At 71.8% G+C, this 14,653-nt stretch carries 8 protein-coding genes; 2 read left to right on the top strand and 6 right to left on the bottom strand.

Annotated features, from left to right (window positions below; translation table 11 throughout):
• Genes recD through QM619_RS00630 form a run of 3 tightly spaced genes read right to left on the bottom strand, consistent with a single transcriptional unit; the run spans position 1 to position 8,064 of the window.
• The gene (gene recD, locus QM619_RS00640; protein ID WP_415103257.1) at positions 1 to 1,755 is read right to left on the bottom strand and encodes an exodeoxyribonuclease V subunit alpha; all 1,755 of its coding nucleotides are present in this window, start codon (positions 1,753 to 1,755) and stop codon (positions 1 to 3) included.
• Positions 1,748 to 4,960: a UvrD-helicase domain-containing protein gene (locus QM619_RS00635; RefSeq protein WP_415103255.1), complete on the bottom strand. Its 3,213-nt coding sequence runs from the start codon at positions 4,958 to 4,960 to the stop codon at positions 1,748 to 1,750. Before QM619_RS00635 ends, recD begins: the two co-directional genes overlap by 8 nt.
• Entirely contained in the window at positions 4,957 to 8,064 is a 3,108-nt protein-coding gene (locus tag QM619_RS00630; protein ID WP_415103253.1) for an exodeoxyribonuclease V subunit gamma, read from the bottom strand. Before QM619_RS00630 ends, QM619_RS00635 begins: the two co-directional genes overlap by 4 nt.
• A gap of 423 nt (positions 8,065 to 8,487) precedes the next feature.
• On the opposite strand from QM619_RS00630, the gene QM619_RS00625 reads away from it, so the two are divergent.
• Both QM619_RS00625 and QM619_RS00620 read left to right on the top strand, forming a co-directional pair.
• Positions 8,488 to 9,807 carry a hypothetical protein gene (locus QM619_RS00625; RefSeq protein ID WP_415103251.1) on the top strand — a complete coding sequence of 440 codons (1,320 nt, stop codon included), beginning with the start codon at positions 8,488 to 8,490 and terminating at the stop codon, positions 9,805 to 9,807.
• A 48-nt stretch (positions 9,808 to 9,855) separates the two neighbouring features.
• Positions 9,856 to 11,907, top strand: a complete 2,052-nt coding sequence (locus tag QM619_RS00620; RefSeq protein ID WP_415103249.1) for an ATP-dependent DNA helicase UvrD2 — start codon at positions 9,856 to 9,858, stop codon at positions 11,905 to 11,907.
• Positions 11,908 to 11,979: 72 nt separating this feature from the next.
• Here QM619_RS00620 and QM619_RS00615 read toward each other — a convergent pair whose 3' ends face one another.
• The 3 genes from QM619_RS00615 to QM619_RS00605 all read right to left on the bottom strand — a co-directional run bounded on the left by QM619_RS00615 (position 11,980) and on the right by QM619_RS00605 (position 14,537).
• Positions 11,980 to 13,305, bottom strand: coding sequence for an ABC1 kinase family protein (locus QM619_RS00615; RefSeq protein ID WP_415103247.1), 1,326 nt, complete (start codon positions 13,303 to 13,305; stop codon positions 11,980 to 11,982).
• Between the two features lie 35 nt (positions 13,306 to 13,340).
• Positions 13,341 to 14,213: a hypothetical protein gene (locus tag QM619_RS00610; RefSeq protein ID WP_415103245.1), complete on the bottom strand. Its 873-nt coding sequence runs from the start codon at positions 14,211 to 14,213 to the stop codon at positions 13,341 to 13,343.
• A gap of 162 nt (positions 14,214 to 14,375) precedes the next feature.
• Positions 14,376 to 14,537, bottom strand: a complete 162-nt coding sequence (locus tag QM619_RS00605; protein ID WP_298132887.1) for a DUF5679 domain-containing protein — start codon at positions 14,535 to 14,537, stop codon at positions 14,376 to 14,378.
• Between the last annotated feature and the right edge of the window lie 116 nt (positions 14,538 to 14,653).

Below are 14,653 nucleotides of genomic sequence, written 5' to 3'. Positions count from 1 at the left end.
TCAAAGCCGCTCCCGCAAGCCGGAGGCGCGTCGCGCCGTCCGCTGCACCGCTTCGGCGAGCGCTTCGGGCGTCCCGATCAGATGGACCGCGTCGCGAGCCCGGGTGACCGCGGTGTACAGCAGTTCGCGGGTCAGCAGCGGCGACTCGATGTCGGGCAGCACCAGGGTCACCTCGGCGAACTGGCTGCCTTGCGATTTGTGCACGGTGAGGGCGTCCACCGACTGGATCGAGCCGAGCAGATCGGGGCTCAACGGACGCGTCCCGCCGGCGAAATGCACCAGTGGGCGTCCGGAGCCGGTCAGCACCACGCCGGTGTCGCCGTTGTAGAGCCCCCAATCCGGTTGGTTGGTGGTGACCAGCACCGGACGTCCCGCGTACCAGTCGCCCTCGGCGCCGAACCCGGCCACGGACGCCCGCAGCCAGAACTCGGCCTGCCGGGCCCAGGTGGCCGCGCCGTGCGGGCCATGCCGATGCGCGCAGAGCAGCCGGTGCTGGTCGAGCAGCCGCAGGGCCCGATCGGGGTCGCCGCGGACGGCGGCGGTGTGGATGCCGCGTCCGACGTGCACCACCCGGGCCCGCAGGGCGTCCTGCGGATCGTCCGGGCTGGTCAGCGTCAGGTTGGGGTGTCCGGCGGTGGTCAGTGCGAGCACGCCGTCCCGATCGCCGGCGCGGACCGCCTCGGCCAACTCGCCCAGGACGCCGGTGAACCGGTAATTGCGGCGCAACCGGACCACCGGCGTCCGGCCCCCGGTGCCCCGCCAGGACGCTTGGGTCAGGTCGCTCAGCACCGCACCGGCACCGACCGAGCTGAGCTGGTCGGGGTCGCCCACCAACACCAGCCGGGTGCGTTCGCCGAGCGCCTCGGTCAGCCGCGCCATCATGGTCAGCGACACCATCGACAACTCGTCGACGATCACCACGTCGTGCGGCAGCGGATTGTCCTGGTTGTGCCGGAACGCCGGACGCCGGTACGGCTGGGCGCCCAACAACCGGTGCAGGGTGCTGGCCGCCAGCCCTGCCACCCGGCCCGATACGTCGTCCGGCAGATCACCGGACGCCTGGCGCAGTGCCTCGTCCATCCGGGCCGCGGCCTTGCCGGTCGGAGCGGCCAACGCCACCCGCTGGACGCCCTGCCGGAACAACAGCGCCAGAATGCGGGCGATCGTGGTGGTCTTGCCCGTGCCCGGCCCGCCGGCCAGCACGGTCAGACCCGAGGTCGCCACCTGGGCGGCGGCCCGGCGCTGGTCGGGATCGGCGTCCGGTGGTGGGAACAGCTCGTCGAGCCACCCTTCGAGGCGGTCGGCAGCGACGGTGTCCGGCCTGGTCAGGGTGCGATCCAGCAGGCTCAGCCGAACCTGCTCCTCCTGTTCCCAGTAGCGGGTCAGGTAAAGCTTGTGGTCGACCAGCCGGAGCGGCAGCCGAGGGTCGCCGCCGCTGCCGTGGGCCACCACCGGGCTGGCGCGTAACGCGGCCAGCCACCCTTCCGGGTCGGGCCACAGTTCGTCGGGTACCTCGACCAGCTCGTCGTCGCGTCCGGTGACCCCGTTGCGCACCCGATCGAGTTCCAGGCAGACCGATCCGGCCCGCAAGGCACGGACGGTGAGCGCCGCCGCGAGCTGCACCCGTTCGTCTGGTTCCCGATACAGCCGGGTGAACTGCCGGGCCGGATGCAGGTCGGGCCAGTCGAGCACACCGAGGGCATGGAACTCGCCGACCAGGCCGGTCGCGGCGATCGACAACGCCGGCTCACTCATCGCCGACACCTCCCAGCACTCGTGACAGCTGTTCGACCAGCGCCGCCGGCGGTTGCCAGGCAAACACCCCGGTCTCCGGCCCGCTCAGCGCCCCACCCATGCCGCGGACGAACAGGTACAGCACCCCGCCGAGGTGCCGCTCGGGCCGGTAGCCGGCCAGCCGTCCGGCCAGGAACCGGTGCAGCGCCACGCAGTACAGCAACGCCTGCAACGGATAGTGCGAGGCGCACATCGCGCCGACCATCGGGCCCTGGGCGTAGTGACCCAGGGTCAGCTCGTCGCCACCGAGCCGGTTGGTCTTGTAGTCGACCACCAGGAACCGCGGTTCGGCAGGCGACCCGACTCGGAACACGGCGTCGATGCTGCCGGTCAGGAATCCCTTCAGCGGCTGGTCGGCCAGCGCCGGGTCAGCCAGCAACGCCGGGTAGCCGATCAGCGGGTCGTCGGCGGAGAGATGGCGACGCATCAGATCGGCGACATCACCGAGGGTGAACGCGCCGGCCGGAGCCATCGGCAGATCGAAGCCGAGCTCGGCCAGCCGATCGCCGATCGGCAACTGGGCAAGGCTGCGATCGTCTGCGAGCGGCCCGAGCGGGGTGGTGAAGGCAGGCAACAGCGCCTCGGCAAGGGTCTCTGCGCTCACCCCGGGCAACGGGAAACGCGGCAGCCACTCCGCCGCGGCGGCGACCAGCCGGGACCGCAGCGCGGCGTCGTCGGCTCCGGGATCGACCTGCTCGAACAGGGCGTGCACCAGGGTGCCGAACTGGGTGCCGCCGGGCAGGTCGCGCATCGGTGAGGGTGCCGTGTCGAGCGCGGCCGGCACGATCGCCTCGGACTGCTCGGGTTCGTCGGGCAGCAACGGCGCCTCGCCGTGCACCCCGGCGGTCAGCCCCGAATAGGACGTCCGGCGCCAGTCGGCGTCGATGGTGCGGTCGAAACGCAACGCTCGCAGCGCCGTCACCGGCGTCGGCCGGGGCGGTGGGGCGGCCGGTGCGCCGGGGGTCATCGGCCCGACGCTCACCCCCTGAGCCTCGAGCACCCAGGGCAGTTCGGCCGGCGCCTGGGTGCCGGGCCGGCGGTCGAGCGGATAGTAGGACGCCGGCGCCGCCGGCAGCCGGGAACGGTCGCGGTAGAGCACCCGCTGCAACGCCGAACGTGGGGTGCGTTGGGTGCGCGCCCACCAGGCGACCACCTGCGATCGAGCCCGGGTGAAGGCGACATACAGCAACCGCAGCGCTTCTTCGGCGTCCTCGGTGTCGGCGCGCCGCCAGCGCTGGTTGCGGCCGGAGGCGTCCCGGCCGCCCAGATCGAGCACCGCCTGCCCGGAGTCGTCGTGGAACAGCAGGCCGCGTCCGTCGTCCTCGCTGCCGGGTGCCGCCCACAGATCGGGCAGCAGCACGATCGGGTACTGCAGCCCCTTGGCGCCGTGCACCGTCTTCACCTGCACCGCCTGGGCGTCGGTCTCCAGCCGGCGGGTGCGCTCGTCGTCGGCCGTCTTCCGGCGCTCGTTCTGCAGCCATTCGGCCAGCCAGGCCGCGCCCGGCCGGGTATGCCCGGACGCCCCGTGCAGCACCTCGGCCAGGTGCCGGAAGTCGGTCATCATGCGTTCGCCGTCCGGCCGGGCCAGCACCCGATCGATGAACGAGGTCTCCGCGCCGATCGACGCGAACAGCGCCGCCACGCCGGCCCGGGCCAGGATGCGATCCCACTGCCGCAGGGTCGCTGTCCAGTCGGCGAGCTGACCGTCGTCGGCGGCCGCCAGATCGCCCAGCGACAAGCCGAAGAACGAACTGAGCAGCGCATGCCGCACCTCGTTGCGGCGCTGCGAGGCGAGCGCCCGCAGCAGCACCAGCCAGTCGTCCGCGGCCGGCGAGGCGAAGATGCTGTCCGAGCCGCTCAACGCCACCGGAACGCCGGCGGCACGCAACGCGTCGGCGATGCGGGCCGCGCCACGATTGGTGCGGACCAGCACCGCGATGTCACGGGGCTGGACGCGACGCCACACGCCTTCGTCGACGATCTCCTGACGATCGAGGATCGATCGCACCTGCCGAACCAGGTCGGCCCGGATCTGTTCGTGGGCGGCCCAGGGCCGCACCTCGTCGTCCAGGGTGCGCAGGGTGACCGGCGCGATGGCCGCCCCGACGGCCCGGACGCCGCACCCCGGCCGGTGCGCCACCACCGGATGCACCTCGATCGCCTCACCCAACCGGAGACCGTCGAACAACTCGGCGAGACCCCGCACCAGGGCCGCATCGCTGCGGTGGTTCACGCCCAGCGAATACCGGTCGGACGCCGCGCCGACCGCCGTCGCATAGGCGGCGATGTCGGCGCCGCGGAAGGTGTAGATGGCCTGCTTGGGGTCGCCGATCAGCACCATCCGGCGGTGGCCGTCGAACAGCCGCCGCAGGATGTCCCACTGCACCGGGTCGGTGTCCTGGAACTCGTCGACCAGCACCGCGTCGAAGCGGGCGCGCAGCCGCTCGCAGCTGGCCGCGCCGGTGTCGTCGTCGGCCAGAGCGTCGCGCAGCCGGACCAGCTGGTCGTCGAAGGTCAGCACGCCGAACTGCCGGCGTCGCTCGGCGGCGACCTGCCGCACCCGAGCGCCGAAACCGACCCGCTCGGCGACCACCCCGTCGCAGTCGGACGGCACGATCGGACGCAACACGTGCGCCACCGCGTCGTCGGCCAGGCTCAGCGCGCCGCGGACCATCACCCCGTTGCGCTTCTCGTCGCCGAGCGGGAACGGCGGCAGCCGCGCGTCGAACGCGTACCGGTTCAGGTAGAGATCGTGGGCCACCTCGCGAACCAGCGGCGCCAGGTCGGCGACCACCCGACCGGACGGATCGGAGCCGGCCAGAATGCCGAGCTGGGCATACATGGCGGCACAGAACTCATGGATGGTCATCACCCGGGCCCCGTCGAAGGCGGCCACCGCCGCGGCCAGCCGGTCGCGGACCGGACCCGGTTCGGCCTGGGCCAGCGTCTGCAACAGATGGGTGCGCACCCGGGCCCGCAGTTCGCGGGTGGCGTTGCGTCCGAAGGTCACCATCAACAGCCGGTCGATGCTGGTGGCGCCCTCGCCGATCAACCGGACGGCGAGCGCCGCGATCGCGTGGGTCTTGCCCGTTCCGGCAGACGCCTCCAGCACCGTGGTGCCCTCGGGCAGCGGTCCGTCCGGGTCGAATTCGGTGAACTCGGTCATCGCACCGACACCGCCTCGTAGCTCGCGATCGGCTCCCAGATCAGCCGGGCGGCGGCGAACGCCAGCACCGATTCGTCGGGCTGGTCGAGGTCGTCGGCGCCCACCGGAACCGCCAGCAGATCGTCGGCCTCCGGGTAGAACCGGGCCCACTGCTCGTTGCGGTCGTCGCGATAGGCGAACTGCAGGTCGCGCAGGTCGGCGAACGGATCTTTGCTGTCGGTCAGCATGCCGGCCAGCCGCGCGCCGAACCGCAGCGGCAGCGGCAGCGGGGCGTCCAGGCCGACCTGGTACAGCCGCACCCACCGGCAGAGCAGCTGGTGGGCGGTGGCCGGGTCGGGGCCACGCCAGCGTCGCCGGGCACCGCGTCCGACCAAAACGGCCTGCCACGGGCCATCGGCGGTCGCCGACAAGGCCAGCAGCTGCAGCCACAGACCCACCGAGCGGGACTCGGAGGGCTTGGAGAAGGTGGCCTGCACCACCAGGTCGCGCTGGCTGGCGACGCGTCCGGTGAGCCGGACGGCGCCGCAGTCCAGCGCGATGTCGTGGTGCCGGACGGGATCGTCCGGCGAGGTCGGCAGCGACTCCACGATCGGCCCGAGCTGGCTGGCGAGACCGTCGAGCAGTCGGGTGCCGAGGGCGCCCGGCGGAACCGCGCCGCGCAGCCATTCAGCGCGCACCGCCTGATCGAGCGGACGTCCCGACCGGGCCAGGCCGAGCAGCCGCTCACCCACGCTCCAGCGGTCGAGCCCGTCGAGTTCGATCGGGATCTCGTCGGGCAGCCGGTCGGCCTGCCAATAGCTCAGCCCGCACCGCTCCCGGAGGAAATGCCGGACTGGGTCGCGGACGAACGCGGCCAGATCGTCCAACCCCACCTCGGTCAGCGGCGGCGCGGGCGGCACCGGGGTAGGCGGTTCGGGACGCCGGCGCGGCCCGCTGACCGCGATGGCGCCGCGCAGCCCGGTCGGGTCGAAGCTCTGCGGCCGGTCGTGGGCGAACAGGCTCGGGCTGAACGGCTGCAGCGGATGCTGCCGCTCGCTGACCCCGGCCGGCTCGAGCAGTTCCAGCAGGTCGGCGAGCGCGGCGGGCGGTGGGATGGGCTCATTGGTCTGCGCCGAGCGGGACTGATGCACGATCACCACCGCATCGCCTGCGGCCATGATGGCGTCGGCCAACGCCTGGCGGTCCTCTGTCGGCGGGTCGGGCTCGCCGGGCCGCGGCTCACGCAGCATCAGATCGTCGCCGTCGCGTTCCGGGGTCCGCGGGAACACCCCGTCGTCCAACCCGACCAGGCAGACCACCCGATAGGGGACGCCGCGCAGCGAGTGCAGCGCGCACACGGTGAGCGAGCCGTTGCCGAAGGTGGACCGGGCCTGGCCGCGTTCGAACTCGTCGCTGACCAGGTCGGTGACATCGGTGAGGCTGAGCGGTTCGTCGCCGGCGCCGCGCTCGCCCAGGTCGGCGATCCGGATCAGCGCGTCGGTGCGTTGCCAGGCGTCGTCGCCGGCCACCAGGGTGAACGCGTCCAGTGCCCACTGCAGGCGGACGATCCACTCCCGCAACGGCGCCGGCGTGGCGCAGTCGGTGGCGAGCCGGGAGAGCCGGCTGATCAGTTCGGACACTCCACCGACCATGGTCAGGTCGCCGTCCTCGACGTCGTCGAGCGGCAGCACGGTGCCCACCACGGGCAGTTCGTGCTCGCCGAGCGCGACACCGAGCAGCATCCGCTGCAGGCCCGTCGTCCAGGTGTTCTGTGGGACGTGGTCGAGCCCGTAGCCGGCCCGGTGCGGGGCGGACAGTCCCCAGCGCACCCCGGCCTCGCCGGCCAGCCGGGTGAGCCGCTCGATGGCGTCCTGGTCGAGACCGAACCGGGCGGCGACCGCGGGCTTGGCGCAGAAGTCGATCACGTCGGCGGCGGTGGCGCGGGAGGCGACCAGGGTGAGCACCTGGATGAGCAGCCCGACCAGGGGATTCACCTCGGCCGAACTGCGGTCGGCCAGCTGCACCCGGAAGTCGTTGGCCGGGTGGCGTCCTGGTACGCCGGTGGGCAGCCGGAACGCGGCCTGTACCAGCGGCGCCGCCGCAGTGAGGTTCGCGCAGCCGACGATGACGTCGCGCGGCTCCAACGTCGGATCGGCGGCCAGCAGACCGGTGATCGCATCGCGGAGAATCTCCACCTGGCGTTCCAGCCCGTGGCCGCCATGCACCTGCACCGAGTCGTCGGACGGCGGTGCCGCAGGGGTCTCGCCCCGCAGCGTCCGCTGTAGCCAGCCCAGGGTTCCCGGCCTCTCGGATGCCGCCGGCAGCTCCCGGACGACGGCGCGGGTCAGCAGCCCGGCCTGGGCACTGCGCTCGAACCGGGTCAGTCGCGCCGCCGGACCGGAGGCCGGTCGGGCCGGCACCGCCGTTGACCGTCGCAATGACACATGTACCTCGCGGTGCGCCGCGAGGGCGTCCAGCACGTCGAGCCACCAGGGTGAGAGCGGACCGGGCTGAACGACGGACAGCGACTGGGGCAATGGCAGGGTGCCGGGTTCGCGTCGCAACCGGGCCACGAACTCGGCGCTCGCGGCGAGCGGGCTGGCCGCGGTGGCCGCGAGTCGCCACAGCACCGGTTGCCAGGTGTCGAAGCCCAGGTCGGTGCCGTGTTCGTCGGTGTTCTCACCCGCCTCCCACCGGGCCACCATTTCCGGACGCCAATGCAGGTACCGGGAGAACAGCCCGGCCAGCCGGTAGGCCACCGGGTAGCTGCTGCGAGAGCCGGCCAGGTGGCGGCGAAGCTGTTCGAGACGCGGCTCGTCGGGGTGTTGGGCGATCACCTCCAGCAGCCGCCAGGCCAACTGTCGCGGCTGCCAGAACCGGCCGGGGTCGCCCAGATCGCGCAACAGCTGTCCAGGGGTGACGAATCGGACGCCGGCGCAGATGCCCTCGCCGGGACGTCCGAGCCGGTGCGCCAACTCGTTGGTCAGCCAGCGCCGCAGATGCGCATGCGGCGTCACCACCAGGTCGAGCGCGAACGGGTCGGGGCGCGCGCCGCCCAGCCTGGACGCCAACTCGTCGGCCAGGGCGGAGGCGTCGTCGCTGCAGTCAAGGAACAGTCCAGTCATCGTGGGCAACACCCTAGGACCCGGCTCCGACAGTTCTTGGCCAGTCCTCGGGGCGGCAGTGGCCTGACGTGCGAGATCAACAGCTAGTTCGCGCCGTTCACGCCTATTTCCTGGCGCGTCGCTGTCGCGTCCAGCGCGGTGTCGAGGAGCACGCGCGCGTAGTCGCTCCGAGGAAGCCGCCAGTCGCCGCTGGTGGAGTTCAGATCAGCTCCGTCCGCGTCGGGAATTGGGCGGATCGACCCCGCAGTTCGGGATGCAACCACGGGGTGAGTTTTGGTGCGGTGTTGCGCAAGGCCACCGCGAGGGCGCGATCTCTCCCAGCGCCAAGGTGCCGCTCGTGGATGGGGCGTGCATCGCGGATAGTCAAAAAAACGCCATGGAAATACCTGGACATCTAGGCGTGAACCTCATATAATCGAACACATGAATGAGGGTCTGGCCAAGGATCGAGCCGCGTCGGCGGTCGACCGGCTGCGCGGTGCGGCGGAGCTTCGCCGGCTCGCGGACGGCGAGGAACTCCATGCCGTCTTCGAACTCGCCGTGGCCCACGAGTGGACGACCGACGACGAGTTCGACGTGGTCGGGGAGCGTCCGGTCCGACTGGGTGCTGACGGTACGCGGCGAGTGGGGGAGTTCCTTCCGTTGGAGATCGCCGCCGCGACCGGGCGGTCGGTGACCGCAGCCACCTGGCTGGTCCGCGATGTGCTCAATCTGCACGCCCGGCATCCGTACCTGTGGAACGCGGTGACCAGCGGGAGTGTGGCGACCTACCGGGGCTTCCAGCTGGTCCAGCTGTGCGCGACCTACGACCTGACCCTCGATCAGGCGCTGCGTGTCGACGACCGGCTGAAGGGCAAATACGGACGGATCGCCTGGCCCCGGCTGATGCGGCTGGCCCGCGGGCTGATCGCCCAGGTGGCCCCCGACAAAGTCGAAGAAGCGACCAGGAAGGCCCGCTCCACACGATTCGCCAACACGGCCCCCACGGGCGACCCCGCGGTATCAGAGGTGTGGGCGCGCGTCGACACGACCGATGCGCAGCAGTTGGAGGCCACCATCCGTGCCATCGCGACGACCTTGGGACGGCTCGGCGACGCCGATCCGCTCGACCTCCGCAGGGCGAAGGCCCTGGGCATCCTCGCCACCCCGGCGCGTGCCCAGGCGTTATTGGGCGGCGCCGACGACGAACGTCACCTGCCGCGCACCACGGTGTACCTCCACCTCAGCCCCGACATGATCACCGGAACCGACGACAGTTCGCCGGATTCTCCGGTGGCGCGTTCCGAGACGCTCGGCCCGGTCACCAAGGCGCAGCTCGCCGAACTGTTCGGCACCCACCGCGTCACCATCACGCCGGTGCTGCACGCCGGCACCGACGAGGCCGTCGACAACTACGAGATCCCGCGGCGGATCCGCGAGTCGGTGGTGCTGCGCGACGGATGCGAGGTCTTTCCGCACTCGTCCCGTCCGGCCCGAAAGCTCGACCTGGACCATACCGTTCCCTTTGTCCCCGGCGCTGTCGGCCAGACCAGGCCCGACAACCTGGGACCGCTCACCCGTCGCGTGCACCGGGCCAAGACCGCGGGGCGCTGGCGGTTGCAGCAGCCGCGCAGCGGGGTGTTCTGGTGGCGTTCCCCGACCGGACAGCAATATCGCGTGACCCCACGGGGAACCGACGATCTGCAGGACTGGTCGCAGGGGGAACGAGTCCTCACCTGGCTGGTCGACTCGCGGCCTCGCTGAGCGACCGCGCCGCGAGTTCTGTGAGAGCGGCGTTCTAGAGTGTCCGACGTGCCCGATCCCGACGCCCTGCTGGCCGCCCTCGACCCCGAACAGCGGGCCGTGGCGACCACTTTCGGCGCGCCGGTCGCGGTGATCGCCGGCGCCGGAACCGGCAAGACTCGCGCCATCACGCACCGGATCGCCTACGGCTGCGCGACCGGTGCCTACGATCCGGCCGCGGTGCTCGCGGTCACCTTCACCACCCGCGCCGCGGGCGAGCTGCGCGGACGGCTGCGGAACCTGGGATTCCCGCGGGTGCAGGCCCGCACCTTCCACTCCGCGGCGCTGCGGCAGGCACAGTATTTCTGGCCGGCCGCGATGGGCGCCGAACTGCCGCGGGTCAGCGAGCAGCGCGCCGGGATGATGGCCGAGGCGGCCGGACGCCAACTCGGCCACCGTGCCGAATCGGGCACCCTGCGCGACCTGCTCACCGAGATCAGCTGGGCCAAGGTGAGCAACGTACCGCCCGTCGACTACGCCGAACTGGCCGGCAGTGAGGGCCGGGAGGTGTCGGGCGTTGACGCCACCGCGGTCGGCCGCATCTACGGCCGCTACGAGCAGATCAAGAGCGACCGCGGGGTGATCGACTTCGACGACGTGCTGCTCTGCACGGTGGCGCTGCTCTCCGACCACGACGACGTCCGCGCCCAGGTGCGGCGCACCTACCGACATCTGGTGGTCGACGAATACCAGGACGTCAGCCCGCTGCAGCAGAAGCTGCTCGAACTGTGGCTCGCCGAACGGCCCGACCTGTGCGTCGTGGGGGACGCCGCCCAGACCATCCATTCCTTCGCCGGCGCCCGTTCCAGCTATCTGACCCGGTTCGCGGTACGCCATCCGGACGCCGAGATCATCCGGCTGGTGCGCGACTACCGCTCCACCAGCCAGGTGGTCGACCTGGCCAACCGGGTGCTGCATTCCCGCGGTCCGGCCGAAGGCGTCCGGCTGGTCGCGCAGGGCGGCAACGGTCCTCAGCCCCGGTTCACCCAGGCCGCCACCGAGGCCGACGAGGCGGCCCAGGTCGCCGCCTGGCTGGCCGGACTGATCGCCGACGGCGTGCCGGCGTCCGAACTGGCCGTGCTGTATCGGATCCACGCCCAGTCGCCGGCCTACGAGGCGGCGCTGTCGAAGGCCGGTGTGCCGTTCAGCCTGCGGGCCTCGGAGGGCTTCTTCCAGCGGCAGGAGGTGCGCCGGGCGGTCGTCGCGCTCAAGGGACAGGTCGCGGCCGAGTCGGAGGACCTGATCGCGGCGGTGCGCGGGGTGCTCGCCGGCCAGGGCTGGACGGCGGAACCACCGTCGGGCCAGGGCCAGGCCCGCGAACGTTGGGAGTCGCTGGCGGCGCTGCTCGGTCTCGCCGAGGAGTTCGCCGCCGAGCACCCAGACGCCACCCTGATCGACCTGCTCGCCGAGATCGACGAACGAGCCCGTGCCGAACATGCCCCGTCCGGTGCCGGCGTCACGCTGTCCACCCTGCATGCCGCCAAAGGCCTGGAATGGGAAGGGGTCGCGCTGGTCGGCGTCCAAGAGGGCACCTTGCCGTTCGTGCTCGCCCAATCGCCCGAGCAGGTCGCAGAAGAACGGCGCCTGCTCTACGTCGGCATCACCCGCGCCAAACGCCACCTCTGGGTGTCCTGGGCCACCTCCCGCAACGGCGGCGGAGCACGCCGCAAGGCGTCCCGGTTCCTGGACGGCATCCGGCCCGAGATCGAGCCGGCACGCCCGGCGTCCGGTGGCGGACGGAAGCAGCGCAGCCGGCTCAGTCTGACCTGCAGAGTGTGCGGCGAACCGCTGGCCGCCGGCGCCGAACTGAAGCTCGGCAGGCATGCCGCATGCCCGTCCAACTACGACGAACACACCTGGGAACTGCTGCGCGAATGGCGCCGGCAAGAGGCCGCGGCAGCCGGGCTGCCCGCCTTCTGCGTCTTCACCGACGCCACCCTGATGGCCATCGCCGAAGCCCGCCCGAGTACCGAGAAGGAACTGCTGGCGATCGCCGGGGTGGGCCGCTCCAAGGCCGACAAATACGCCGAGCCGGTGTTTGCGATCCTCAACACCGACTAGCAGGGCCGAGATCCCGGCGTTCGCCGGGATGACGGGCAGGGGCCGGTCCTCGTGGGATGACGGGAGATCCGATCAGTCGTGCCAGCCGGGCAGGAGCTCGGCCAGCACCCCGCGGAACCGCGCGGTCACGTCCAGCTGTGCCAGGACGGCGATCCCGCCCATCCAGACCCGGTGGATCAGCGCATACACCGGCGGGATGGTCAGCTTCATCGCCACCCCGTCACGGGTCGAACTGCCGCGGACATGCAGGAACTGCTCGCGCATCCAGTCCCGGTCGAAATGGAACTCCTCGACCCGAGCCGGCTGGACGAATGGACCCAGGTAGCCGAGCAGCTCGCCGGCGTCCACGTCGCGGGCGATGAAGCCCTCCTCGGCCAGCCCGGCCGTCATGGCGTCTGCGTCGTCATCGATGGCCAGCCGGATCAGCCGGCCCATCGCGGACGGCAGCCCGTCCGGCAACCGGGCGACCAGTCCGAAGTCGACCACGCCGAGCCGGCCGTCGGGCAGCACCAGGTAGTTGCCGGGGTGCGGGTCGGCGTGCAGCAGCCCGGCCCGGGCGGGTCCGGCGAACAGGAAGCGCACATAGGCCAGCCCGACCCGGTTGCGTTCGGTCGCCTCGTCGTTGGCGACCCACGCCAGCTTGCGTCCGTCCAGCCAGTCGCTGATCAGCACCCGCGAGGTGGCGTGATGCACCTGGGGAACCGCGAACTCGGCGTCCCCGGCGAAAGCGGACGCCGCCTGCGCCTGACTCTCGGCCTCCAGGGTGTAGTCGACCTCCTCGGCGATCCGGGCAGCCAGTTCGCGGCTCATCGTGACCACGTCGACCCCGCCGGCCAACGGCGCGACCACACTCGCCAGCCGCTCGATCTGACGCAGGTCGGAACGCAGCGCCCGGTCGGCGCCGGGGTACTGGATCTTGACCGCCACCGGACGTCCGTCGGCCAGCACCGCGCGATGCACCTGGCCGATGGACGCCGCGGCCGCCGGCCGCAGATCGAAGGACGCGAACCGCTCGCGCCAGCCAGGGCCGAGTTCGCTGCGCAGCACCGCCTGCACCCGCGACGAGGGCAGCGGGGGAGCGCTGTCCTGCAGTTTCGCCAGATGCTGCCGGTAGGGCTTGGCGACCTCCTCGGGCAGGAACGCCTCGAACATGCTCAGCGCCTGACCGAACTTCATTGCGCCGCCCTTGAGCTCGCCGAGGACGGCGAACAGCTGCTCGGCGGCCGCCCCGCGGAGTTCGGCGTCCACCTGGTCGGCGTCGGCGCCCAGCAGCCGTCGGCCCAGCCCGACCGCCTGGCGTCCGGCTGCACCGAGCGGCAGTGAGAGCATGCGGGACGCTCGCGCCAGCGACGAGGTGGGCAGTTGCCGGTCGTCGGTGCTGTCCTCCGGGCCGTCCATGGCGCCATTGTGCCAACATCGCGGAGCGGCCGAACCTAGCTGACTGCGCCGCAGCCGCACCCCGGGTGTGGTCGCAGCCGGCGCATCCGCAGCGCGCGTTCGGCGTCCAGCGCAAGGGTGGCTCCGAGCGAGTCCGGCAGCCCGCCGGCGAGCCAACAGGCCGCGTGGAGCACGGCCAGACCGGCCGCCCAGTGCAGGTCTGGCACGGGGGCGTCCACGGGTCGCGGCCGGCTGAGCTGCAGCAGCAGTTCCGGCCAGGCGGGATCGCGGCGGGCGCGGTGCAGATCTTCGCAACGCAGGCAGGGGGTGCGGCCGGGGACGACGAGCGGGCCCACGCTCGCTCCCAGATCGGTGCCGCAGACGACCAGCTGAGCCCGGCCGCCGACCTGGCGCAGCACGGCCCGGTCCGGCTCCAAGGCGCGGGCGCAGACCAGCACCAGCCCGGTCTCCTCGCCGCCCGTGTGACCGGAGACGCTGAGCCGGTTGGAGTGCTGCTTGAGCAGTCGGGTGAGCACGGTCGGCGTATCGGGGACGCCGGGCCAGACCACCCGGACAGGTTCGGCGATGGACGCCAGCAGCAGCCGGGTGACCAGCAGCGCGAGACGTCCGGTGCCCACCACGGTGACCGGCTCGGAAGGCGGAATGCTGCGCCGCAGCAGACCGGCCCGCTCCAGGGCGCCGAGCAACTGGGGCAGCCATTGCCGGGACGCCGGGCCGGCGATCAGCTCGATGCGGTCCGGCTCGCAAGGCTTGAGCAAGGCGTCGATGACCTTCTCCGCCCGAGGCGGCAGGCGGCCGACGATCAGGCCGGCCGGTGGTTCCAGGCCGAGCTGCAGGACGCCGTCCGGGCGCCGCAGCGCAGGCAGGGGAGCCGTGAGCTGCCACTGCTCGGCTTGTCGGGGGACCACTCGCTCATCGTGGACGACGGCCCCGGCCACGTCACCGGATCGGCGACGACTGACAACACCATCGCCGAAACTGACAACACCTCACCGGCCGCGGGTAGCGGAGACCGTCCGGACATGCCGAAGGCGCCGCACACCAGGTGCGGCGCCTTCGGGCGTCGTACTTCAGGCCTTGGGCAGGAAGCGGGTCAGATTGGTCCCACAAACGGGGCACTTGGCCTTGGCGATCCGCGTTCCCTTCGCGTTGACCGTCACGTCGCCGCTGGCGTCGCGATGGTCTTTGCACTTCACGCAGTAGAACGAACCGCTGTAGGTGTCGTCGGCCACGTCATTTCCTCCTATTGATGGTGTGCGCCGGCAGTGTTCACGGCGCGGCTTGCCGGTTCAGCATACGGCACGGGTGAGAGTGCGACGTTCAGGGGTCTGGCGCGTCGCCGGTGGTC

It is taken from the genome of Micropruina sp. (assembly GCF_047606665.1).
Taxonomy (GTDB): Bacteria; Actinomycetota; Actinomycetes; order Propionibacteriales; family Propionibacteriaceae; genus Micropruina.
This window is presented reverse-complemented; position numbering and strand designations above follow the sequence as displayed.

Bases quoted from the DNA above. Each gene is read 5' to 3' on its own strand.
- recD (WP_415103257.1), bottom strand. From the start codon at position 1,755: ATGAGTGAGCCGGCGTTGTCGATCGCCGCGACCGGCCTGGTCGGCGAG.
- QM619_RS00635 (WP_415103255.1), bottom strand. From the start codon at position 4,960: ATGACCGAGTTCACCGAATTCGACCCGGACGGACCGCTGCCCGAGGGC.
- QM619_RS00630 (WP_415103253.1), bottom strand. From the start codon at position 8,064: ATGACTGGACTGTTCCTTGACTGCAGCGACGACGCCTCCGCCCTGGCC.
- QM619_RS00625 (WP_415103251.1), top strand. From the start codon at position 8,488: ATGAATGAGGGTCTGGCCAAGGATCGAGCCGCGTCGGCGGTCGACCGG.
- QM619_RS00615 (WP_415103247.1), bottom strand. From the start codon at position 13,305: ATGGACGGCCCGGAGGACAGCACCGACGACCGGCAACTGCCCACCTCG.